Source organism: Edaphobacter sp., from assembly GCF_035763405.1.
Taxonomy (GTDB): domain Bacteria; phylum Acidobacteriota; class Terriglobia; order Terriglobales; family Acidobacteriaceae; genus Edaphobacter.
Map to the genome: position 1 here is coordinate 1 of NZ_DASUBE010000167.1, position 20,915 is coordinate 20,915.

At 61.3% G+C, this 20,915-nt stretch carries 25 protein-coding genes; 3 read left to right on the plus strand and 22 right to left on the minus strand.

Annotated elements, in window-relative coordinates; translation table 11 throughout:
• The 22 genes from VFU66_RS15375 to VFU66_RS15480 all read right to left on the minus strand — a co-directional run.
• Nucleotides 1-659: FHIPEP family type III secretion protein (locus VFU66_RS15375; protein ID WP_414649468.1), on the minus strand; the 659-nt coding region annotated here is incomplete at its 3' end.
• An 80-nt stretch (nt 660-739) separates the two neighbouring features.
• Nucleotides 740-1,879 (minus strand): EscU/YscU/HrcU family type III secretion system export apparatus switch protein, encoded by a 1,140-nt coding sequence (locus VFU66_RS15380; protein WP_326447151.1) that lies wholly within the window; start codon nt 1,877-1,879, stop codon nt 740-742.
• Nucleotides 1,876-2,658: a flagellar biosynthetic protein FliR gene (locus VFU66_RS15385; RefSeq protein ID WP_326447152.1), complete on the minus strand. Its 783-nt coding sequence runs from the start codon at nt 2,656-2,658 to the stop codon at nt 1,876-1,878. Before VFU66_RS15385 ends, VFU66_RS15380 begins: the two co-directional genes overlap by 4 nt.
• 5 nt (nt 2,659-2,663) lie before the next feature.
• On the minus strand, nt 2,664-2,933 hold the full coding sequence (locus VFU66_RS15390; protein ID WP_326447153.1) for a flagellar biosynthetic protein FliQ: 270 nt from the start codon (nt 2,931-2,933) through the stop codon (nt 2,664-2,666).
• A gap of 23 nt (nt 2,934-2,956) precedes the next feature.
• Nucleotides 2,957-3,814: a flagellar type III secretion system pore protein FliP gene (gene fliP, locus VFU66_RS15395; protein ID WP_326447154.1), complete on the minus strand. Its 858-nt coding sequence runs from the start codon at nt 3,812-3,814 to the stop codon at nt 2,957-2,959.
• Entirely contained in the window at nt 3,805-4,125 is a 321-nt protein-coding gene (locus VFU66_RS15400; RefSeq protein WP_326447155.1) for a flagellar biosynthetic protein FliO, read from the minus strand. Before VFU66_RS15400 ends, fliP begins: the two co-directional genes overlap by 10 nt.
• Nucleotides 4,126-4,196: 71 nt before the next feature.
• Nucleotides 4,197-4,541 (minus strand): FliM/FliN family flagellar motor C-terminal domain-containing protein, encoded by a 345-nt coding sequence (locus VFU66_RS15405; protein ID WP_326447156.1) that lies wholly within the window; start codon nt 4,539-4,541, stop codon nt 4,197-4,199.
• Between the two features lie 29 nt (nt 4,542-4,570).
• A complete protein-coding gene (locus tag VFU66_RS15410; protein WP_326447157.1) occupies nt 4,571-5,149 on the minus strand; it encodes a flagellar basal body-associated FliL family protein in 579 nt (192 codons plus the stop codon).
• Nucleotides 5,150-5,301: 152 nt separating this feature from the next.
• The gene (locus VFU66_RS15415) at nt 5,302-6,531 is read right to left on the minus strand and encodes a flagellar hook protein FlgE (protein ID WP_326447158.1); all 1,230 of its coding nucleotides are present in this window, start codon (nt 6,529-6,531) and stop codon (nt 5,302-5,304) included.
• Between the two features lie 51 nt (nt 6,532-6,582).
• Nucleotides 6,583-6,942, minus strand: a complete 360-nt coding sequence (locus tag VFU66_RS15420; RefSeq protein WP_326447159.1) for a flagellar hook assembly protein FlgD — start codon at nt 6,940-6,942, stop codon at nt 6,583-6,585.
• 50 nt (nt 6,943-6,992) lie between these two features.
• A complete protein-coding gene (locus VFU66_RS15425; RefSeq protein ID WP_326447160.1) occupies nt 6,993-8,816 on the minus strand; it encodes a hypothetical protein in 1,824 nt (607 codons plus the stop codon).
• Nucleotides 8,817-8,881: 65 nt separating this feature from the next.
• On the minus strand, nt 8,882-9,331 hold the full coding sequence (locus VFU66_RS15430) for a hypothetical protein (RefSeq protein WP_326447161.1): 450 nt from the start codon (nt 9,329-9,331) through the stop codon (nt 8,882-8,884).
• 3 nt (nt 9,332-9,334) lie between these two features.
• Nucleotides 9,335-10,687 carry a FliI/YscN family ATPase gene (locus VFU66_RS15435; protein WP_326447162.1) on the minus strand — a complete coding sequence of 451 codons (1,353 nt, stop codon included), beginning with the start codon at nt 10,685-10,687 and terminating at the stop codon, nt 9,335-9,337.
• Entirely contained in the window at nt 10,687-11,427 is a 741-nt protein-coding gene (locus VFU66_RS15440; protein WP_326447163.1) for a FliH/SctL family protein, read from the minus strand. The genes VFU66_RS15435 and VFU66_RS15440 overlap by 1 nt, the downstream gene beginning before the upstream one ends.
• Nucleotides 11,411-12,496: a flagellar motor switch protein FliG gene (gene fliG / locus VFU66_RS15445; RefSeq protein ID WP_326447164.1), complete on the minus strand. Its 1,086-nt coding sequence runs from the start codon at nt 12,494-12,496 to the stop codon at nt 11,411-11,413. Before fliG ends, VFU66_RS15440 begins: the two co-directional genes overlap by 17 nt.
• Entirely contained in the window at nt 12,497-14,284 is a 1,788-nt protein-coding gene (fliF, locus tag VFU66_RS15450) for a flagellar basal-body MS-ring/collar protein FliF (RefSeq protein ID WP_326447165.1), read from the minus strand.
• 162 nt (nt 14,285-14,446) lie between these two features.
• Nucleotides 14,447-14,770 carry a flagellar hook-basal body complex protein FliE gene (gene fliE, locus VFU66_RS15455; RefSeq protein WP_326447166.1) on the minus strand — a complete coding sequence of 108 codons (324 nt, stop codon included), beginning with the start codon at nt 14,768-14,770 and terminating at the stop codon, nt 14,447-14,449.
• A gap of 23 nt (nt 14,771-14,793) precedes the next feature.
• Nucleotides 14,794-15,321, minus strand: a complete 528-nt coding sequence (flgC, locus tag VFU66_RS15460; protein ID WP_326447167.1) for a flagellar basal body rod protein FlgC — start codon at nt 15,319-15,321, stop codon at nt 14,794-14,796.
• 2 nt (nt 15,322-15,323) lie between these two features.
• Nucleotides 15,324-15,692: a flagellar basal body rod protein FlgB gene (flgB, locus tag VFU66_RS15465; RefSeq protein ID WP_326447168.1), complete on the minus strand. Its 369-nt coding sequence runs from the start codon at nt 15,690-15,692 to the stop codon at nt 15,324-15,326.
• 105 nt (nt 15,693-15,797) lie between these two features.
• The gene (locus VFU66_RS15470; RefSeq protein ID WP_326447169.1) at nt 15,798-17,264 is read right to left on the minus strand and encodes a sigma-54 dependent transcriptional regulator; all 1,467 of its coding nucleotides are present in this window, start codon (nt 17,262-17,264) and stop codon (nt 15,798-15,800) included.
• A complete protein-coding gene (locus tag VFU66_RS15475; RefSeq protein WP_326447170.1) occupies nt 17,264-17,518 on the minus strand; it encodes a hypothetical protein in 255 nt (84 codons plus the stop codon). The genes VFU66_RS15470 and VFU66_RS15475 overlap by 1 nt, the downstream gene beginning before the upstream one ends.
• Nucleotides 17,511-18,251 (minus strand): response regulator transcription factor, encoded by a 741-nt coding sequence (locus VFU66_RS15480; RefSeq protein WP_326447171.1) that lies wholly within the window; start codon nt 18,249-18,251, stop codon nt 17,511-17,513. Before VFU66_RS15480 ends, VFU66_RS15475 begins: the two co-directional genes overlap by 8 nt.
• 220 nt (nt 18,252-18,471) lie before the next feature.
• Here VFU66_RS15480 and VFU66_RS15485 point away from each other — a divergent pair, with 220 nt between their 5' ends.
• The 3 genes from VFU66_RS15485 to VFU66_RS15495 all read left to right on the plus strand — a co-directional run bounded on the left by VFU66_RS15485 (nt 18,472) and on the right by VFU66_RS15495 (nt 20,905).
• A complete protein-coding gene (locus tag VFU66_RS15485; protein WP_326447172.1) occupies nt 18,472-19,353 on the plus strand; it encodes a hypothetical protein in 882 nt (293 codons plus the stop codon).
• A gap of 211 nt (nt 19,354-19,564) precedes the next feature.
• On the plus strand, nt 19,565-20,167 hold the full coding sequence (gene lexA / locus VFU66_RS15490; RefSeq protein ID WP_326447173.1) for a transcriptional repressor LexA: 603 nt from the start codon (nt 19,565-19,567) through the stop codon (nt 20,165-20,167).
• Nucleotides 20,168-20,626: 459 nt separating this feature from the next.
• Nucleotides 20,627-20,905 carry an efflux RND transporter periplasmic adaptor subunit gene (locus tag VFU66_RS15495; protein WP_326447174.1) on the plus strand — a complete coding sequence of 93 codons (279 nt, stop codon included), beginning with the start codon at nt 20,627-20,629 and terminating at the stop codon, nt 20,903-20,905.
• The last annotated feature ends 10 nt before the right edge of the window (nt 20,906-20,915 follow it).

A 20,915-nucleotide genomic window follows, 5' to 3' on the forward strand; every position in this document is an offset into this window, starting at 1 on the left:
CCATCGCCCACCGTCAGCGTCGTGTACGTCTGCACCGCCGTCGAAAGATCGACGCCCTTCTGCAGAACGCCGATCAGCAGTCCGGCAACGATGTTGATCGTCGTAATCAGGATCGTCGCCAGCGAGTCTCGCTGATTGAACTTCGCCGCACCGTCCATCGAGCCGTAGAATTCCGCTTCGCGCGCAATCGCCTGACGCCGTTTCCGCGCTCCCTGTTCATCAATCAGCCCGGCGTTCATATCTGCGTCAATCGCCATCTGCTTACCCGGCAGAGCGTCGAGCGTAAACCGCGCCGTCACCTCCGCCGTGCGCACTGCGCCGTGACTCACCACCAGAAACTGGATCGCAATCAGGGCAAGAAACAGCACGAAGCCGACAACGTAATTTCCTCCGATGACAAACTGCCCGAACGCTTCAATCACCGAACCGGCCGCGTGCGTCCCCTCCTGTCCATGCAGCAGAATCCTCCGGCTCGATGCGATATTCAGCGAGAGACGGAACAGCGTGAGCAGCAGCAGCAGCGTAGGAAATACGGAAAAGTCCACCGCGCGGCGCACCTGCACCGCCGTCAGGAACACAATCACCGAGGCTGTAATCGACAAGGCCAGCAGCACGTCCAGCACGGCGCCGGGAATTGGAATCAGCATCACGAAGACCATGCTGACCGCAGTGACCGGCAACAGAATCTTCCGGATCCCCGACGCGGAGAGACCACTGACTTTCTTCAACGCAACTTCGCTCACATCCCGCCTCCAAAACCACGCATTCCCGCCATCGCCGGCAGCGTTGCACTCCGCCGTACACGCTCCCGCTCCTCGCGGTCACGCCGCACGCGTTCTTCAACTTTTTGTCGGTACAAATACGCCAGAATTCCCGCCACCGTCGCATACAGCTCGAACGGAATCGACTGCCCAGGCTCGACCATCCTGTACAGACTCCGCGCCAGCGGCGGGTTTTCAATCAGCGGCACACCGGCCCATCGAGCCTCTTCACGAATCTCGGCGGCCAGCAGGTCGCGTCCCTTCGCAAGCACCGTCGGCGCGGCCATCGTCTCGAAGCTGAACTCGAGCGCAACCGCGTAGTGCGTCGGGTTGGTAATCACGACGCTCGCGCGCGACATATCGGCCTTCACCCTGCGCTTGCGCATGGCGCGCTGCACCTGGCGGACCCTCGCCTTAATGTGCGGGTCTCCCATCGAGTCACGGATTTCTTCGCGCACTTCCTGCTTGCTCATCTTCAGGCGTGCGTTCCAGCTTCTCCACTCCATCGTGTAGTCCAGCGCAGACCACACCAGCGTCACCCACGCCGCATCGAGCGCAAGCGCGTAGGCGGTAGAAAATGTCGCAGGCAACCGCACCATGCTCATCACCGGCATCGGCAGCATCAACGCCTTCAGCGCCATCCATCCGAGCAACACCATCACCGCGGCAGGAATGAGCGACTTCAGCACACGCGCCGCCGCGCGCAACGAAAACAGGTTGCCAAGGTTCGTTGCCGGATTGAGCTTCGAAAATTTAGGCTCCAACGCGTTCGCATAGAAGCGCACACCGCCGTTCTGTGCCATGCCCGACACAAGCGCACCCACAAAACTTGCGCCCAACACAATCCCCACTGGCAGCAACACCGGCTCCAACATGGGCTTAACCGCCTCGCGCCACACATGCCCTTCATGCCGGTTTCCCTCCGCCGCGACACGCAGGCTCTCCACAAACACCTGCTTCCACCCGCTCACAAATCCATGCGCTACCGCACCCAGCGCCAGCACTCCACCGAGCATCGCCATCGCAGAAAGCAGCTCGCGGCTGTGAACGAGGTCTCCCTTCTCTTTCGCCTTCTTCCTTTTTTGCGGTGTTGCCTGTTCTGTCCCCTTTTCGCTCATGCGGACGCCATCAACCTTCCCGCCGCATCCAACAAGGCCGTGAAGTGACGTTCAATCCAGCCCGGCCAGATCGCCAGGCTCCCGATCAGGACCACGTATGCCACCAAAGTCTTTAGCGGAATGCTCAACACCATCGCGGGCAACTGCGGCGCAAGTCTCGACACCAGGGCCACCACCACCTCGACCGTGAGCGTCGCGGCCAGCACCGGCGCGGCAAGCTGCAATCCAGCAAGAAAAATTCCTCCGGCCATCATCGCCAACGCCGCGCCGGTCTTTGCCTGCATCACCGCCTGCCCCACGGGAACGGCGCGAAAGCTTCTGACCACCGCGGCCAGCAGGCTTCGATCAAGCCCCGCGCCGATGATGACCAGAATGCCGAGCCAGTTCAACATCTGCCCCAGCACTTCCGTCTCGATCATCGAGTTCGGGTCCATCAGGTTCACCAGCGAGAAACTGAATTGCAGTCCCAGCACAGTGCCCGCGAACATCAGTGCCTCCATCAGCATCGAGAGCGACAACCCAAAGACCAGCCCCACTCCCAACTCGCCCAGCACGCCTTGCATATCCAGCACCGTGTGTGCGCCCGGAATCACCGCGACCACCGGAGCCAGCAGCGCGGTCATCGCAATCACAAACGCGGCCTTGACGCGCGGCGAGATCGCCTGCGAAGAGAACACCGGCGCAAAGACCATCAGCCCGCTCAGGCGCACCAGTACGAACACCGCCGAGGTCATGTACTGCGACCAGTCCTGAATGAAGATGCCTGCCCCCTGGTCCATCGCGCCTATCCCAGATACCGGTGAAAATCGCTCAGAAGCCGCAGCGTGAAGCCGACGGCCCGGTGCACCATCCAGGGAAGCGTCACCATCGCGACGATAAACACCACGACGAGTCGTGGCACGGTCGTCAGCGTCTGCTCCTGAACGCTGGTCAGCGTCTGGAGCAGGCTCACCACCAGGCTCACCACGCACGTCGCCAACAGCATCGGAAGGCTCAACAGCATCGACTCCATCAACACGCGCCGCAAAATCTCCACCGTCTGATCGGGGCCCACGGCCACCTCCACCTTCACAAAAGCTAGAAGCTCTTAATCAACTGGTCTGCCAGCAGGCGCCATCCATCGACCATCACAAACAGCAAAATCTTCAGCGGCGTCGAAATCACCACAGGCGGAAGCTGCATCATGCCGATCGAGGTCGTCACGCTCGCCACAACCAGGTCCACCAGCAGGAATGGAAGAAACAGAATGGCGCCAATCTCAAATCCAGCCTTCAGCTCGCTCAGGATGTACGCCGGAACGACCACCTGCATCGGCAGGTCCTCTCTGCTCTTTGGTTGCGTCGCCAACCCAGCAGACGCAAACACAGCCAGGTCTTTTTCGCGCGCATAGCGCAGCATGTACTTCTTCACAGGGACCATGCCGCGCTCAATCGCCTCAGGTCCCGAAATCGTTCCTGCGCTGTACGGAGCAACCGCCGTCTGCTGCACATCGAGCAACACCGGCTGCATCAGGAACCACGTCATCATCAACGCAAGCCCCATCAGCACCTGATTCGATGGGGCCGTCTGCGTTCCCAGAGCCTGACGCAGAAAGTGAAATACCACCAGCAGCCGCACCATCGGCGTCATGGCCAACAGCAGCGCCGGCAGCAGAGTCAGCAGAGTCAGCCCAAGCACAATGGCCCAGGGCACGCTTCGATTGGCCTTTAGCGCATCTTCAATCGAGCCGTTTCGTGAAGGCGCAGCCGCATTCCCAGCATCCAACGCATCGCCTGCCGCGCCGCTGTTCCGCACGCGCAGTCGCTGGACATCAGCCGCGCTGCGCGCACCGGAGCCCGCTCCCCGCGCCATGGACTGCGCATGAACCGCACACACCGGAGCCATCAGCAGAGCCATCCATAGCGCAGCCCGGCGCAACCTGTGTCCTACTGGCATGTCTCGTCCGCACCTTTCGTACTTGCCTGCGTAGCGACAGCCCTGACCGGAACAATCGTCGTCACACTCTCTACGCTGCAACCAATGAGGAACGACTCCTCGCCGCACCGGACCAACATCAGTTGCCTCTTGCCGCCCAGCGGAAGCGTTTCGATCAAACGCATCTGCTTTCGAGGTGTATCGCGCAAATGACGGCGACTCCGCACGAGTCCCCACAGCCACCCCGCCACGCCGTGCAACTCCACATCGGACCGTCCCGCCTCTGGCCGCTTCGCGCCCTCAATCAACCGCATTCCATTGCTTCGTTCCATCGTGATTCTGTCCGTCTCATCTCTCGATTCTTGCTGCGACGCGGTTCGAGGAACACGCCGGCAGTGGGCAACTAGCCCAGCCGCGTTACACGCAAGGCCATGCGCTGGTCCACTACTTCAAACTCACCCCAACCCAGTTGCACGTTCCCCACCCGGATCGGAACGTCCTCCGTATCGGGCGAAAGCGTCTCGAAGATCTGACCCACGGCAAGCGACAGTACGTCCTTCACTTTGAAGCGGTGAAGCAGCACCTCCGCCCTCATCGTCATCTTCATTTCGGAAAGCGTCTCCCACTCGCGGTGTTCCTCAATTCGCAGCATCCATGGCGTTGCCGGTGCTGTTCGCACAAGCTCCGAACCGACAGGCGGCGAAACAGGTGTGCTCCGTGCGATCTCTGTTGTCAATGCTGTATTCATCGCTTCACGGTCCTTTTATGTCGGGCGAGCTATCTCTGTACGAGAAAATCGGTAAAGAACACATCCACCACCTTCAGATCCGGATTGTGTTCCAACAGCGCAGCTTTCAACTCCGCCTTCAGGCGATCTTTGCCATCGGCGGCCAGCAGCACATCCGAGGTCTCCCGGCCAAGCACAGTCAACGCCGTATCGCGCGCCTCGATCATGGCCTCGTTCCCACCAGCCTTCTCCGGAGCTTTTTCCTCCGACCGCGCAGCGTCCTTGCCGCTGGCTGCATCCGCCACCTGCAGCACCACGGATACCTTCACAAACGAAGCATGACCTGCATCCGCAAGGTTCACCACCAAAGGGTCGAGCGCCATCAGATGCGTAGCAACAGGAGCAGGCGCACTCTTCACCGCTGCGGCCTGCACCGGAAGACGTCCTGAGCGCGCAAGCGCATACACGGCGCCTCCAATGCCAAGCGCAGCGATGACCACTCCCACCACCACCGCAATCACCAATGGGAGTACAGGAAATTTTGCGCGCTCCGCTGCGGGAGCAGGGGGCGTAGAAGCAACAGGAGGAGCGGAAGCAGCACTTGCCAGCACAGTGGGAGGGGTCGCCATAATCTCCCCTACGGTGCAAACCTGTGGCCATCCCCACAGCAAGCCGATGAGAGAATTTTTATCATCCAACAGACAGCAACTGCCGCATCGAAGATGAAGCAAACGGGCGAGGCATCTTCACGCCCCGCCCGCCGGTCCGTGCTCTCTGCCGCTTAGCGAATCAGCGCAAGCGTGTCCTGTGTCACCGTGTCGAAGGTCGTTACGGTCTTCGAGTTGGCCTCAAACGCCCTCTGGGCAACAATCAGATTAGAAAACTCTGAGGCAATATCGACGTTCGATTGCTCCAGCGCATCATCACTGATCGTCCCTCGTCCGCCCGTGCCCGCAACCCCGACCGTCGCCAGACCGGACGCAGCCGTGGTCGTGAAGTTATTGTTGCCGGTCACAGTCAGGCCGGCCGTGTTGGCCACGGTGGCCACCGCCAACTGTCCGATGGTCGAAGTCCGGCCATTGCTGAATTGGGCCGTAATGACGCCGCTCGAATCCACCTTGAAGCTCTTGTACACGCCGCTTGCAAAGCCGTCCTGCAACGTTCCATTGTTGCTCGATGCGGCTGCCAGTTGCTTGATTGTCGGATTTCCGCTGCTGTCGTTCAGGTTCCAGTTGAAGTTCAGATCGCTGGCCCCGTCGGTCAACCCTGGAAACGTGATGTTGGCCACGCTACCAGTCGGCGCGGTCAGGTTCCCCGAAGTGTCAAACGTCAGCGTGCCCGTATTGTTCGAAGGCACGCCAGCCGCATCGCCGGCAGGCAGAGCAATCGAGTAATTCCACGTATTCGTCCCTGTCTTGGTATAGGTAATGGTCAACTGGTGGCTCGAACCAAGCGAATCGAACACCTGGATCGGCGAGCTGAACGTTGTGCCCGTCGTGGCGCTCGCATTCAGGTTGGTCGTAACCGCAATGTTCCCCGTCGCCTGGGCCGCCTCGTTCGCGCCCACAGGAATCGTCAGCGGTTTGAGGCCGGCAGTCTGGTTCACAACACCGTTGACTGCGCCATAGCCCATGACCTGTTCGCCGTCCACCGTAATCAGGTTGCCGCCTGCATCGAGCTGAAAGTTTCCTGCCCGCGTCAACGACTGCACGCCATTCTGCTGCACCACGAAAAATCCATTCCCGGCCAGCGCCATGTCCGTCGAGTTCGTCGTCGGAAGCGTCGTCCCCTGTAGAAAGTTCGTGCTCGTTCCCGAGACCTTCACGCCTGCTCCGGTCTGGATTGCATCGCCCGAACCGGACTCGCCGATCTGCTGATAGAACAAATCTTCAAACGAAGTATTCTGTCCCTTATAAGCCGTCGTGTTCAGGTTCGCCAGATTATTTCCAATCGTGTTCAGTGCAACCGTGTCGGCCTGCAGGCCGGACAGCGCAATCGAAAAATTTCCCATGCTCGTTCTCCTTGTCTCTCCGTTGTTGAACTGCCGTTACTTTCTGCTTCGTTAACTCCCCGCCGCCGCTCCGGAGGGACCCGTGCTACCAGACTGCTCGACCTTCGTCAGCCCCTGATTGATCTGAATCAACTGCTGCAAACTGTTCACCCCGACCAGTTGCTGGATATAAGCATTCGGGTCGGTCGGCTGCGTCGGGTCCTGGTTCTTGAGTTCGCTGACCAGTAGCGTCAGAAAATCGTTGGACGTAATCTGCGACGAGCCTCCAGTCGCGCTCGTACCCGATGCGTCGGTGCCCGCGCTGTCATTCGCCGTCGCTTCTGTCGCCTGCCTCCGCGCCAGCGCCGTTGCCACAGCAGACGACGCCGTTGCGGCCGCTTTCGTATTCACACTTCCCTGCAATGCATCCATCGTCATCTCCCTGAGTCTTGGTTTTTCTCTTCAGCTTCCTGCGTTCTGACTTACGCTCGTACACTCAACCAACTTCCTCCGCCCGCATAGTGCAGCGGCGACAATATCTCATCGGCTCCTGTCGTCTCCTGTGTCGAATATGGATCATGGTCGACGGACATCCCCTGCATCGCTCGACCTCCATCTCCACCTTGACCGTTTCTCTGCTGCGCCTGACCGCTCATCCCTCCGCTCATGCCGCCGGTTTCAGCACGTGTCGCCGCTGCCGACAGAGGATGCACAACCACCGTATTCACCGCAACGCGCTCCTGCTGCAAAAACGCCGTCAGCGAAGGCAGCTCTCGATGCAACATCTCCTGGCCCGCCGGAGACGCCGCCGACAGCGACGCATTCACGCCTCCGCCCGACGCCATTTCAGCGCGAATCTTCAGCCATCCCTCCGTCCCATTGGGGATCCCGACCTCCAGTGTCGTCGGCGAAGCGGACAGCGTCCTGTGTGCAACATCTGGAGTGGACGAGGCAGCCGTGCCCGCAAAGCCTGACTCGCCTGCTCCAACATGTATCGTGCCCGGCTGCGCACCGGCATCGCTTCCCTGCGCTTTTGCAAAGGGAGCAGCCGCCAGATGGGCCGGCGTCGCCCCGCTTGCAACCGCAACGGGACTTGCGGCAACAGCAGTCACCGTGCTCTTCAACTTCGTGCCGCCATCGTTTGCCGTGGTCACAACAGACGCAGCTACCTTAACCGTCTCCTGTCCCGCCTTAGGCGCAGGTTGCGAGCCTCCTACCGCGAGCAACGATCGCCCAGCCACATTGGCATCGCCCTTCGCAACATGCCCATCCTGCTCGGTGCCTGTTCGCTGTCCATCAGCAACCGTCTTCGCGGCGGTGTTCTGCTTGCTCATCGAAGCATCACCTTTAGAAGCGGCAGGTTGAGTCTCTTTTCCAGAGACAACACGCGGCACGGCGACCGTCGCTGTTATGACACTTGGCTTCTCAACCGCCGTCGCCGCTGACACCGCAGGCACTACGGCAGGCTGGACCGCATTCACCACAACGATTCCAACCGCATTGGCATCCTGCTGATGGATGCCTGTCTTCTCAGCAACATCCTGCCTTTTATCTGCAACCTTTTTGCCCGACCCAGACTGCTTCTCACCCACCTCTGTCGCCACTGCGTTCTCAACCGTAGCTCCGTGTTCCGTGTGCGAAGGCGCTTGCTGCACAGGCATTGTCACGCCCACCGGTGCAGGCAGAGGCGCAGAGGTTGTGCCTGCGGCAGATTCTGTCTGCGAAACTACCTGTGAAGCAGTCTGCGCCTTCTCACCAGTACTCTTCGCTGCGCCAGTCTGCGTCTCTTCTCCATCATCACTCCCGTCAACGCGCACCGGTTGTTCCACCGCAACGGACAAAGCAGATTGATCGACCACCGCATCCTGATTGCCCTTACCGCTCGAAGCCGACAATGCAATCAACTCAACTTGAGGAGATCTCACAGGCGCAACCCGGTCTGTACCGGGCCCTGTGCTTGATGTTGTGTTCACGTTCGACACCGCGATTGCAGCGTGGGCCGCAACAGTTCCCTTCACAGAAGCGAACAGCATACCGGCAACTGTCTTATCGTCAGCCCCCGTCAGTGTTGCGGTCGCTGCGTCTGCGCTGTTTACCTTCGAGGCTGCGTCGTTCTTCGTCGAAATGACCGCCACCGTCTCCTGACTCACATCCATCGCTGTACCGGGACACAACTCCATCTCAGCCTGCTCTCCAAGACTCTCGGCGAACGTCTTCACCTCGCCTTGCGTCTTATCAGCGACCGCGGCGCGAACGTCAGCCTGCCCCGCACACATCGGAATTGCAACCGCAGCGGCCGTCACCATGTCGTCCTCTCCTTCAGACGTGCAGTTTCCATGCCAACTTAACCTCGCAAAGCATTAGGAACTCTTCATCTGCGCGGCCCCGTCGCCCAACGGCGAGCAAGAAATCGATCATCGGATTCAGCCTGCGCCTTCCGCCCTTCCTCCACGCTCATCTGCTCTTCAGCGCGCACAATTAGGCGCTGCATCTGTTCACGCTTCAAGCGACTCTGCAGATACTGCTCCCTCGCCGCCTCATTCAGCTCCAGACGCTCCTGGCGTATCGGCTCCAGCCGCTCACGCCTCACGCCCGCAGCCAGATGCCCCGCCTCCGACGCAGTCCATCCGACGCGGTCGCCCTCGCCAAGCGCCAGCCTTCCCTCGGTCCTCGCAGAACACGCAGCGTTCTCCTCGCCGCCAATCGCCTGTTGCACCTCATGCACCGCAGTCGTCGCACGCAACAGATCAGCAGAGCGCAGTTCTTCGAGCACACCGTAAATACTCATGATTCGCCGAAGCGTTGCTAATTGAGAGCGCATGATTTACAAATCCATCGCGTTCAGCCGAGTCACGGCATCGTCCATCGTCACGCGTTCGGAGCTATCCTGTTCCAGAAACGCTCGCAGCGTGGGCATGACCTCCATCGCACGATCCAGCTCAGCATCCGTGCCAGCCTTATAAGCCCCAATGCGGACGAGATCTTCCGAGCGCGCATGTGCCGCGAGCAATCGCCGCGCCGCCGACGCGCTCGTCCGATGTTGCCGCGAAGTCACCGCAGGCATCAACCTGCTCAGTGAATCCAGCACATTCACCGGCGGATACCACCCCGCCGCCGCCATCGACCGCGACAACACCACATGCCCATCCAGCAGCGACCGCACCGCGTCCACCACCGGGTCCTGCTGATCGTCACCCTCCATCAGCACCGTGTAGAACGCAGTAATGCTGCCCGTCTCAAAGTTCCCGACGCGCTCCACCAGCTTCGCCAGTTTTGAAAACACCGACGGCGTATAGCCTTTGCTTGCCGGGGGCTCTCCAGCCGCCAACCCTATCTCGCGCGCCGCCATCGCATATCGCGTCAACGAATCCAGCACAAGCAACACATGCTTTCCCTGCGTGGCATGAAACTCCGCCACCGCCGTCGCCGCCATCGCGGCCCGAATACGCAGCAGCGGGCTCTGATCCGAGGTCGAGACAAAGACCACCGACCGCTTCAACCCTTCTTCGCCCAGCGAGTCCTCCACAAACTCGCGCACCTCGCGCCCACGCTCACCCACCAGGCCCACCACGGTCAGGTCCGCCGCCGTATTCCTCGTCATCATGCCGATCAGCGTGCTCTTGCCCACGCCCGATCCACCGAAGATACCTACACGCTGTCCACGGCCCACCGTCAACATTCCATCCAGCACGCGAAGCCCCGTCTGCAACGGCTCCCGAATCGGCCTGCGTTCCATCGGGTGCGGAACCGCACCGTCGAGCGGCCACATCCGCGAGACCTTCGGAGCCTCGCCACCATCCAGCGGGGCGCCCAGCGCATTCAATATTCGCCCCTCCATCGCCGTTCCCACCGCAATCTCCGGCACGGCGCCCGTTGCAAACACCGTGTCGCCGTAGCGCACACCCTGCGTTGCCTTCAACGGCATCGCAAGCACGTGGCGTCCGCGAAAACCAATCACCTCGGCCGGATGGCGCTCGCCGTCCGTGCCCGCAATCTCACAGCACTCGCCCACCGAGCACACCGGGCCTTCCGACTCGACCGTCTGCCCATTGGCCTCCACCACACGACCGCGCCATCGCCACGCAGGCCGCGCAGCAAGCCGCGCAAAATATGGCTCAAGGAAAAGCGTCTGCCCGGCCAAACTGCATTTATCGGCATCCTGCACTGTCGCCGTCATCAGGGCCTCTTCTGCAGCAGATCGAAGAACCCCTGCTCGATCTCCGACAACTGCGCACTTACACCCAGGTCCACAGCTCCTACACTCGTCTCCAACACGCACTCACCGGCTTTCAGGAGATCGTCACCACTCAGAGTCACTCCCGCCTTCTGCGCCTCGCGGAAGACCTCTCCCCACTGCATCACGTCCGCAGAGGGGACACGCACCACCGCGCTGCTTCCGTCCGCTACCTTCTCCAACGCCACTCGGACAGCCGCCGTCAGCAACAGCGGGTCCAGCGTCACCTCACGATGCAGCACGCGCGCTGCAATCGCCAGCGCCAGCTTCACCACCTCCGGCTCAACACCCGCAAAATACCGCGCACGTTCCGCGCTGAACTGCTCACAGCTTCGCAACACCGCTTCCCGCTCGACCGCAACTCGCCTCTCACACTCCTCTTCCCACGCTTCGTCTGCTTCGCGCCTGGCCTCCTGTTTCGCGGCTTCAATCTGAACAGCAACGCGCTCGGCCAATGCCTCCTCATCAGGCGCAGTTTTTTCTGGCAAACAAGCCTCCTCGTCTGCCTTCATGTCTTCCGTCTCCACCTCCGTCGATCCCGCGTTCTCATGTCCAAGCGCAAAAAACTCCAGACGCGAGATCTCTTTTCGAAGCGAACGCGCATCCATCCATCGCGCCGGAAAGCCAGCGGGCGCGACCTGAGCTACGCCATCCGCCACAACCTGCTCAGACGGCAAGCTCATCGTCCACCTCCATCTTCAGGATCATGCGGCCCTCGCTCTCAAGCTGCCTCGCCAACGCCAGCAGCTCCTGCTGCGCATGACTCACGTCCCTCATGCGCACCGGCCCCATCACGTCCATGTCTTCCTTCAACATCTCAACTGCGCGCGAACTCATCGCCTTGAAGAGGTGGGCCTTCAGGTTGTCTCTGCTTCCCTTCAGCGCAAGCGCAAGCGTCTTCTTGTCAGACTGGCTGACAAACTCGCGGATGCTCTCCGGCGGCACCGTCATCAGGTCTTCAAACGTGAACATCAAGTTCCTGATACCGATCGCCGTCTGCGGCTCAGTCACTTCAATCTCTTCCAGAATGCCTTTGCTCTCCACCTGGTCCAGCCTATTCAACAGCTCGGCCACAGCCTTGAAACCCGAGTACGATTTCCTTCCGCCCGACCCCATCTTCTCCATACGCTTGTGCAGCGTCATGGCGACCGTCTTCGCCATCTCCGGAGAAAACTGCCGCATCTCGGCCAGCCTGCGCACCACGTCCACGCGCATCGCGCCCTTCATGTTCATCAGCACAGTCGAACCGTGCTTTGCATCCAGATGCGCCAGCACCAGCGCGACCGTCTGCGCGTGCTCGTTCTCCAGAAACTTGCTCAGATGCACCGCATCCATCCTCTGCACCATCGCCATGTCGCCGGTTGCACGCTCGCGGACTTTCTTCACCTGCGTCAGCATCTCTTCGGCCCTGGTGGCGCCAAACGCCTCCGTCAGCAACTTCAGCGCGTACTCCGGGCCGCCGCGCACCATATACTGCTGCGTCTCCAGCAACCCGTAAAACTCAGTCAGCACCTGGGTCAACTGCGTTGCCGGCACCTCGCCCAGCCGCGTAATCTCTTCCGTCACGCGCCGCACATCTGTCTCGGAGAGGCTCTGAAACAGCGCCTTGGCAAGCTCATCGCCTAGCGCCACCATCAGGATTGCCGCCTTTCTGATCCCCGGCATCTCCGCCGCTTCAAAACCGGACTCCGCCGGCAACATCAGCGGGTGGTGCCGCTGCTCTGGCGTTCTCGTCTGCGTTGCTGCTTCCATTTACTCCGCCTCCTCGGGCGTTCCAATCCATGCTTCCAATAGCCGTGTGCTCTGCGCCGGCTCGCGCCGAATATGTTCCGAGACCTGCTCAAATATCCCCTGATAGTGCCTCTGCATCCGCGAAACCGCAGGCGCAGGCTCAGCCAGCGCACTCGCTGCCGCGTTTTGCTCCCACTCTTCCGCCGGAGCAGGCAGACGCTCATCAATCGTCGCCTTCGCGCCAGCCTCCAGCAGCGGAGGCTCGCGCAGCGTCTCCGTCACCTGCCGTGCGATTGGCCGCAACACAAACAGCACCAGCACCAGCCCGCAAAGCCCCATCACCAATGTGCGCGCCAATCCAGGCTGCGTGCGCAACAACGCGCGCGACTCGCTCATCACCCTGTCCATCATCGGCTGCTTGATTGCTGGCGCATTCGTACTGAAGCTCACATTCTCGACCACTACCTGATCGCCGCGCCGTGAATCGAAGCCCACCGCTGCCTGTGCCAGTTCCTCAAGCCTGCGCATCTCATCGGCGCTTCGCGGCTTCCATACAACATGCGCCGCGCTGCCGGCTCCTTCAGTCACGCTCCGGTCATTGACCACAACCGCCGCCGTCACACGTCGCACACGGCCCGGCCCCTGTTCGGTATGGACAAGATGCTTCGTCACACCATACGTTCCGTTCTCTTCGCGCAGACTCTGCTCCGCGCCCGTTCCCTGCTGCGGATAAACCGGCAACGCCTCTTTCTGCAGCAACGGCGGTGTTCCCGGCGCAGCCGCAGCGGCGGACCCTGCAGCCCCGCCCACCGCAGCCGCTCCCGGCGAGTTGCTCGCCGTGCCCGGAATCCCCTGCGGCTTCACCGCTGGCGTCGATGTCTGTTCACTCTTCTGCATACTCAGCGTCGCTTCCTGTGTCGGGTCGTAGATCTCGTCCGTGTGCTCCTCGGTGCCTTCGTCGTAGCTGATGTTCACCGTGGCCCGCACATTGTCGCGTCCCGCCAGTGGTTCGAGCATCGCCACCAGCTTCGCCTGCAGCGCCTGCTCTTCTTCCTGCTTCGCTGCATCGTTCGAGCGCGGCTTCAGGTCCACGCGCCCGTCCGCATCCACCAGCGTCACCTGATCGGGACTCAAGTTCTCTACCGAACCCGCCACCAGACTGCGAATCGCGTCCGCCTGTCCCGGATCAAGCCCTCCGCGCCTCAGCTTCAAGACCACCGAAGCCTTCGCCGGCTTCTGCTCCGACGTGAACAGCGAAGGCTGCGGCAGCACCAGATGCACCCGCGCCGACTCGACCGCGCTCAGCGTTCCAATCGTGTGCTCCAGCTCGCCTTCCATCGCACGCTGATAGTTCACCCGTTCATCGAACTCGCTGCCCACCCAGTTCGGCTTGTCGAACAACTCGAACCCAAGCCGCCCCGTCTGCGGCATTCCCTTCGCCGCCACTTCCATCCTGGCCTTGTCCACCATGTCCGCGGGCACCTGGATTCCCGTGCCGTCCGGCGTCAGTTGAAACGGAATGCCCGCCGCCGAAAGCTCCTGCGAAACCTGCTGTACGTCCTTGCCCTCAAGCCCCGTGAACAGCGCGCGCCAATCCGGACGGCTCGCAAACCATGCCATCCCAGCGCACACCGCAGCCAGAAAGATGACCGACGCCACCATCCAGTTGCGCTTCCCCGCAGGCAGCGCCATAAAACGCACCCGCAATGCGGCAGCCGCAGCCTGCGCCTTTTCCATTGGACCCTCGGGCATGGGAGCTTGTTCCGACTTCCGCAGCGCCGCTTCACCCGTCTGTTGTGTCTCTGCCATCTCGCCTCAGCGTTCAACACGCCAACCTGAAATCTCGAATCAAGTCGACTTCTGTCTTCCTGTATTCCATTCCGCTGTCTTCGAGTATTTCCATTCCGCAGCGGAGCGGAGGAATCTGCTTTTCTTTCTCCGCCACCATTGCATCTACGGAAAACTCGCATCCTAAAACTGCATGTTCATCATCTGCTGATAAGCGCCCACCGCTTTATTGCGCACCTCAAGCGCCAACTGAAACGCCATGTCCGCCTTCTGCGTGGCGATCATCGCATCGTGAATATCCACGCCCTGCCCGCTCAACACGCCCGTCACCGCCTGCGCCGCCTGTTCATCCAACGCGCTCGTCTGCTCGACCATCGACTTCAGCATCCCTGCAAAAGGCGCATTCGGACTCGCCTGCACCGCTCCGGTCAAACTCGAAAACGCATCGTCGACGCCCGTTACTCCAACGCCGCCCACCAATCCGAACCCATTCCCAAATCCGTTCATACTCACCCCTCATCCGGCATTCACTACTTCAAAATATCCAGCGACGAACTCACCATGTTCTTCTCTGCCTGCACTGCCGACACATTCATGCCATACGACCGCGTCGCGCCCATCAGATCCACCATCTCCGTCAGCGGATTGATGTCCGGATACTCCACATACCCATCCGCACCCGCATCCGGATTGCCCGGATCGTATCGCCGCAACGGCGCGCTGTTGTCGCTGATGACGCCCGCCACAGCCACTCCGCCCGGCGCGCCATTCTCCGCCGTCACTCCCGCACTCCCGAATCCGCTGCTCAATCGCGGCTGCATCTCGCCGAGTCGATTACTGAACCCGCCCAGACCATCGCTCATCTGTCCCATCAGCGTCTGGCCAAAGCTGCCATCGCCACCCGCCGTCTCAAACACCACATGGTGCCGCTGGTAGGGAGTGCCATCCGCAGCCCTCGTCGTCTCCGCGTTCGCCATATTCGAGGCCACCACCTCAGCCCGCACCCGCTCCGCCCGCAGCGCCGATGCGCTCACATCCATCACGCCAAACAGATTCATGGCTACTTCGCCTCCGCATGAATCGCGCTCATCACATTCGAGTACTGGTCCCGGAGCAGCGACACGCCAAAGCGAAACTGCAACTGCTCTTTCGCCAACTGCATCCCCTCGCGGTCCATCGAAACGTTGTTGCCGTCCGGGCGCGACACCAGCCCGTCCACGTTCCCCACCGGAGCCTGCGCGCCAAGTGAGCCACTCGTACCCGAGGCATCATTCAGCTCGGCAAGGAACGCCTGCTCGAAGTCGAACCCCTTCGTCCTGTACCCGGGCGTATCGACGTTCGCCATATTGCTCGCCGTCAGCTTCATCTGTTCGCTGGTCAGGTCCAGATAGCTGCCCAGCGCATCGCTCAGTGCCGTCGTCACTTCCATCCCGCACCTCCACGCAGTTGCTATTGCATCCCAGTGTCCAAACAAAAGCGCCCTCGAATGAGAGTGCCCTTATCAAATCCTCAACGTCATGTTTCTACTGACCCATCATCTGTTCACACGCCGATACCGTATCTCCGCCGCGTCAATCTCCATACGCTCCCCGGCCAGAATCGCGCCCCGCTCCAGCACATGCATCAACTCGCGGACATTGCCCGGCCAGTGGTGTTCATGCAGTTTCGCTTCGGCCTCGATCGTCAACCGCTTCCTCGGCATCTCCTTGCCCATCTTCTCCAGAAAGTGCTCCGTCAGCAGATTCATGTCCTCCATGCGCTCACGCAGCGCAGGCACATCCACAGGAAACACCGCCAGCCGATGATACAAATCCAGGCGAAATGTGCGCTCCGTCCCCGTACTGGTCGCCAGTTTCTCCAGCGGCTGATGCGTCGCAGCAATCACACGCACATCCACGCGCATCGTTTCGTTGTCGCCCACACGCTGCAACTCGCCGCACTCCAGAAAGCGAAGCATCTTGGCCTGCAGTGCCAGCGGCATCTCGCCAATCTCATCCAGAAACAGCGTTCCGCCATGCGCCGCCTCAATCCGTCCGGTCCTCGACTGCACTGCGCCCGTAAACGCCCCGCGCGTATGCCCAAACAATTCCGCCTCAAGCAACGCTTCAGGAATCGCCGCACAATTCAGCACAACAAACGGCTTGCCCGACCGCGCGCTTAGCCGATGCACGGCCTTCGCAACAACCTCTTTGCCCGTTCCCGTCTCGCCTTCAATCAACACCGTCGAAGAGCGTGGTGCAACCAGCCGGATCAGCCGCGTTAACTCGCGCATCGGCGCGCTCGTCCCCACCATCTCGGGCAGCATCTGAAACGTCGGCAACCCCTGCGGTGCAACATGCTCGCGCCGCTGCGGCTCGCTGTGCCCAAGCAGCATCGAGAGCGCCTGCCGCGCCGCATCCTGCCGATCGCTCACATGCGCATCCTGCCTCGCTTCCGCCCGCGCCTCTGCTCGTGCCTCGGACGAACCCTCCTGCCGTTTTCCGCCGTGCTCACTTGTCCGGGCCTCGGGAAGCTCAAACGCACTCATTCCACTCACGTCCGAAAAGCTCCGCGACAAAGCTCTCGGCACCGACACCGGCGCCGCAACCCAAGCAGCCGTATCGTTCACCGGAGCATCCTGCGCCTCCCGCAGCGCATGGAGCAGCTCATTGCGTCGCGGACTCCGTGCCCCACCGTCCACGCCACCATCCACGCGCAGCAGCTCCATCCCCGGATACATCATCCGAATCACGCTTGCAAACTCGCCCACCTCCAGGTCCGGCAGCCAGCTATCCACCAGCAGCGCCTCCGGCCTCGACTCTTCCAGTTGTGCCATCGCCTCCGCGCCGCCTCCCGCTTCGCGCACCTGCCACCTCAGTCCGGTCAGCGACTTCTTCAGCCGCTGCCGCAAGCTCGTGTCAGCGCTCGCCACCACCACCGTCCGCGCCGCGACCATGTCCACTACCGAAGCGCCCGCAACCGCATCCCGCACCACATCTCTGCCCGCATTCATCCCGTTCATCAAACCCTCTCGCTTTCTTCCGTCACCATCGATTGCTGCAACATCTCCCGCATCGTTCCAACCACAGCATTCAACCGCCCACACTCACGCAACCCTTCACGCAGCGCCTCGCGCATCGCGTCCGGCTTGCCAATCAACTCGCCCAGCGCCAGCCTGCACTGCAAGACCGTCAATGGCTGGCATAGCCCATGCAGCGCCACATCCATCCGTTCCGCCAACGCTCCTGTCTTCTTCACCTCCGCCATCTCAGGCACCGGCAACCATCGCCTCCGCCCTGTATTCGCCCGCTCGCGGAGCCATCTTCGCCGCGCCGCCCATCCGATATCCTTCTCCCCGCACCGTCTCAATCACGGCATAGCCGTCGCCGTCCTCCGCCGCCGCACCCAGCTTCCTGCGCAGATAGTTCACATACACATCCACCACATTCGTCCCCGCATCAGGAGACATCTGCCACACCTCACGCAACAGTTCGCTCCTCGTGCAACACCGTCCGCGACGCTGCAACAGAAACTCCAGCAGGCTGAACTCCTTCACCGTCAACTCCACCGCGCGCCCCGAACGCGAAACCTTGCGTTCCATGCGGTTCAACTCCACATCGCCATGCCGCAGCACCGGATCGGCAAACTGTTCCCGCCGCCTCAGCAGCGCCCTGCACCGCGCCGTCAGTTCGTGAAAACTGAACGGCTTCAGCAGACAATCGTCCGCTCCCAGGTTCAGGCACTTCACCCGATCATCCACATGGCTGCGGCCCGTCAACACCAGCACGGCAGCCCCATCCGAGCGTCCGCGCATCTCCGCCAGCACTTCGGTACCGTCTTTCTTCGGCAGGCTCAGGTCCAGCACAATCAGGTCCGGCTGATACGCCTCGGCCCGCACCAGCGCCGTCTCGCCGTCGCCTACCCAATCCACCTCGTGTCCTTCCAACGTCAAACCTTTTTGCAGAAAAAGCGCCAGCGAAGCATCATCTTCAACCACTAGTACACGCATCCATCGTCTCCGAGCATGTTCTCGTTCTGTCTCGATCCGCCGCCGTCGCGTTAGCGATTTCGGCTGTCGTGCTACTACCTTGTTGCATCACAGGCTGCCTTACAATCCCCCATCGCAAGTTTCTGCACAGCACATTTTCAAAATGGGAATCAACCATCGCCTCCATCCGCCGATAGAGAACGCAGACCCGCTTTCTCGACGCATCGATGGAAGGACACCCATGACTCCACATCTGCCAAACCCCGCACGCATCGCCTTCTTAAGCGCACTCATCCTCTCAACGCTCGTCCTCACCTGCCACGCCCCCGCGCAGACCACCTCCGCCAACACGCCCATTGCATCGCTCGACGCATTCGGCTCCAGCAGCGCAGCCACTCCCGCGCCGGCAGCCTTCGTCACGCTTCCGCTCTCGGCCATCCACACACCCCAGACCTTCCACCCCTTCTCGCAGATGGCCCTCGCCACGCAGCTCGGCCTCGCGGGCCCCGGCTTCGATCTCGCCACGCCGCTCGCACGCCGGCTCAACCTGCGCACCGGCCTCAACACCTTCTCCTTCGCCACCAGCTTTCAGGAGCAGGGCGCAAACGTCGGCATCAATCTCCGCCTACTCTCCGCCCACGCCGCGCTCGACTGGTTTCCCTTCGGCGGACGCCTCCGCCTCAGCCCGCTCGCCGTCTTCAGCAACAACGACCGCGTCCTCGCCACTGCCATCATTCCCTCCGGCAGCGACGTCACCCTCAACGGCCATGACTACATCAGCAGCTACACCGACCCGCTCCACGGCGCCGGACGCATCGGCTTCCGCAAAGTCGCTCCCGGCCTCTCCTTCGGCTTCGGCAACATGCTCCCGCGCAAACGCAGCCGTTACAGCATCCCCGTCGAACTCGGCTTCTACTACGTCGGCCAGCCCAGCCTTCAGGTCAGCTTCACCGGCAGCGCCTGCAACCCCAGTCTTCCTGCCAACATCGGCTGTCAGTCCGTCGATCAGGACCCCGGCTTCCAGCGGAACCTCGCCGCCTTCATCGCCCGCAACAACCACAACCTCAGCTACGCCAGCTTCTTCCCCATCCTCTCCGTCGGCTTCAGCTACCGCCTCTGGTAGCCGAAGCCGGATCACCTTCAGCAGCCTAAGCCGCCGTCACTCCATGCACACCACCTCATCGCGTCATCTCGACCGCAGGCGGCGCTTTTTGCCGCCGCAGTGGAGAGACCCCCGTATTCTCCCCGGAGAGCCTCCGCAGCCTCCCGTCTCTTGCACTACCCCAAAAGCAAAAAACACTTGCAATTCGCTTTTTATTCGCTACAATTCCCGCATGGCTATCACGCGGCGGCAAAAAGAGGTCATCGACTTCCTCTCCGGCTTCACTCAAAAGAACGGCTACTCACCCTCCTATGAAGAGATCGCGAGCGGACTGGGTCTCAGTTCGCTGGCCACCGTTCACAAGCACATCACCAACCTGCAAAACAAAGGTCTGCTCCAGCGCGCGCACAACCGCAGCCGTTCCATCGACGTACTCCCCGTCCGCAGCGGCAAAAAGAGCGAGCGCCTGCCCCTGGTCGGCCGCATCGCCGCCGGCAAGCCTGTCGAGGCCATCGAGACTGCCGAGACCATCTCGCTCGGCGACATCATCGGCAACCGCGAGGTCTACGCCCTTGAAGTGCGCGGCGATTCCATGCGCGACGAGCACATCGTCTCCGGCGACTATGTCCTGGTCGAGCGCACCCGCACCGCCCGCGAAGGCGAGATTATCGTTGCGCTCGTCGATGGATCCGACGCCACCCTCAAGCGTTTCTACCGCGAAGGCAGCATGGTCCGCCTCCAGCCCTCGAACGCCGAAATGTCCCCCATCTACGCCCCCGCCTCCAATGTCAGCATCCAGGGCAAAGTCCTCGGCGTTCTCCGCAAATACGCCTGAAGCCGGCACGGAAACAGTCCACACTTTTGTTGTCATTCCCGAAGGGAATCTGCGGCCGGGTGCCCATCCTTCGCGCCTTGTGCGGCGGGTGCGAAGGACGAACCCACCCACTGCCAACCCCGGCTCATCCATGACCCTCAAAAAATCCCCTACCCAAACGCCTTCTTTCGCGTCTCATGTGCCAGAGGAATTAACCCCGTCGCCACAATGCACCCTTCGCGTCATGGCAGCAAGACAAACCATTGAATAAAATCGAATTACAAAAGAAGGCGCAGGCAAATCTCCCCCTGGCCTCAACGGTAGCCTTAACATCGGGGCCGCCAGTATCACTCCTCCCCGGCCTGCCACTGGACTCCTCACTCCGCGAACATTCTTGCCGAGCGATGGAACTCCACCGCCTCTTCTTCCGTACCCACACTCCGAGACGCTACATTCTCGACAGATACTCTGGAGCTTCCCTTGGCGAACAACCGCAAAAGCAAACGTAAATTCTGGCTCTGGATCGGCCTCGCCGCCGTCGTGATTGCGGCGGGTCTCGTCGTAGCCGTCAAAGCCAGCGGCAACACCACCAAGTTCGAGCCCTCGCAGCTTGCGAAGGCCCAGCGCGGCGACATCGCCCGCTCCGTCGTCGCCACCGGCAAGATCACGCCCATCACGCAGGTCATCGTCAAATCCAAAGCCTCGGGCATCGTCACCAAGCTCGACGTCACGGGAGAGGACGACACCGTCCATGGGTGAGGTGATGATG

Excerpts from the sequence above, each read along its gene's own strand:
- VFU66_RS15425 (WP_326447160.1), bottom strand. The coding sequence starts at position 8,816 with ATGGTGACGGCCGCTGCGGTTGCAATTCCGATGTGTGCGGGGCAGGCT.
- VFU66_RS15380 (WP_326447151.1), bottom strand. The coding sequence starts at position 1,879 with ATGAGCGAAAAGGGGACAGAACAGGCAACACCGCAAAAAAGGAAGAAG.
- VFU66_RS15405 (WP_326447156.1), bottom strand. The coding sequence starts at position 4,541 with ATGAATACAGCATTGACAACAGAGATCGCACGGAGCACACCTGTTTCG.
- VFU66_RS15410 (WP_326447157.1), bottom strand. The coding sequence starts at position 5,149 with ATGGCGACCCCTCCCACTGTGCTGGCAAGTGCTGCTTCCGCTCCTCCT.
- fliE (WP_326447166.1), bottom strand. The coding sequence starts at position 14,770 with ATGAACGGATTTGGGAATGGGTTCGGATTGGTGGGCGGCGTTGGAGTA.
- VFU66_RS15435 (WP_326447162.1), bottom strand. The coding sequence starts at position 10,687 with ATGACGGCGACAGTGCAGGATGCCGATAAATGCAGTTTGGCCGGGCAG.
- fliG (WP_326447164.1), bottom strand. The coding sequence starts at position 12,496 with ATGGAAGCAGCAACGCAGACGAGAACGCCAGAGCAGCGGCACCACCCG.
- flgC (WP_326447167.1), bottom strand. The coding sequence starts at position 15,321 with ATGAATCTGTTTGGCGTGATGGATGTGAGCGCATCGGCGCTGCGGGCG.
- VFU66_RS15420 (WP_326447159.1), bottom strand. The coding sequence starts at position 6,942 with ATGGATGCATTGCAGGGAAGTGTGAATACGAAAGCGGCCGCAACGGCG.
- VFU66_RS15485 (WP_326447172.1), top strand. The coding sequence starts at position 18,472 with ATGACTCCACATCTGCCAAACCCCGCACGCATCGCCTTCTTAAGCGCA.
- VFU66_RS15415 (WP_326447158.1), bottom strand. The coding sequence starts at position 6,531 with ATGGGAAATTTTTCGATTGCGCTGTCCGGCCTGCAGGCCGACACGGTT.
- lexA (WP_326447173.1), top strand. The coding sequence starts at position 19,565 with ATGGCTATCACGCGGCGGCAAAAAGAGGTCATCGACTTCCTCTCCGGC.
- VFU66_RS15385 (WP_326447152.1), bottom strand. The coding sequence starts at position 2,658 with ATGGACCAGGGGGCAGGCATCTTCATTCAGGACTGGTCGCAGTACATG.
- VFU66_RS15440 (WP_326447163.1), bottom strand. The coding sequence starts at position 11,427 with ATGAGCTTGCCGTCTGAGCAGGTTGTGGCGGATGGCGTAGCTCAGGTC.
- flgB (WP_326447168.1), bottom strand. The coding sequence starts at position 15,692 with ATGGAAGTGACGACGGCACTGAGCGATGCGCTGGGCAGCTATCTGGAC.
- VFU66_RS15480 (WP_326447171.1), bottom strand. The coding sequence starts at position 18,251 with ATGCGTGTACTAGTGGTTGAAGATGATGCTTCGCTGGCGCTTTTTCTG.
- VFU66_RS15470 (WP_326447169.1), bottom strand. The coding sequence starts at position 17,264 with ATGAACGGGATGAATGCGGGCAGAGATGTGGTGCGGGATGCGGTTGCG.
- fliP (WP_326447154.1), bottom strand. The coding sequence starts at position 3,814 with ATGCCAGTAGGACACAGGTTGCGCCGGGCTGCGCTATGGATGGCTCTG.
- fliF (WP_326447165.1), bottom strand. The coding sequence starts at position 14,284 with ATGGCAGAGACACAACAGACGGGTGAAGCGGCGCTGCGGAAGTCGGAA.
- VFU66_RS15430 (WP_326447161.1), bottom strand. The coding sequence starts at position 9,331 with ATGCGCTCTCAATTAGCAACGCTTCGGCGAATCATGAGTATTTACGGT.
- VFU66_RS15400 (WP_326447155.1), bottom strand. The coding sequence starts at position 4,125 with ATGGAACGAAGCAATGGAATGCGGTTGATTGAGGGCGCGAAGCGGCCA.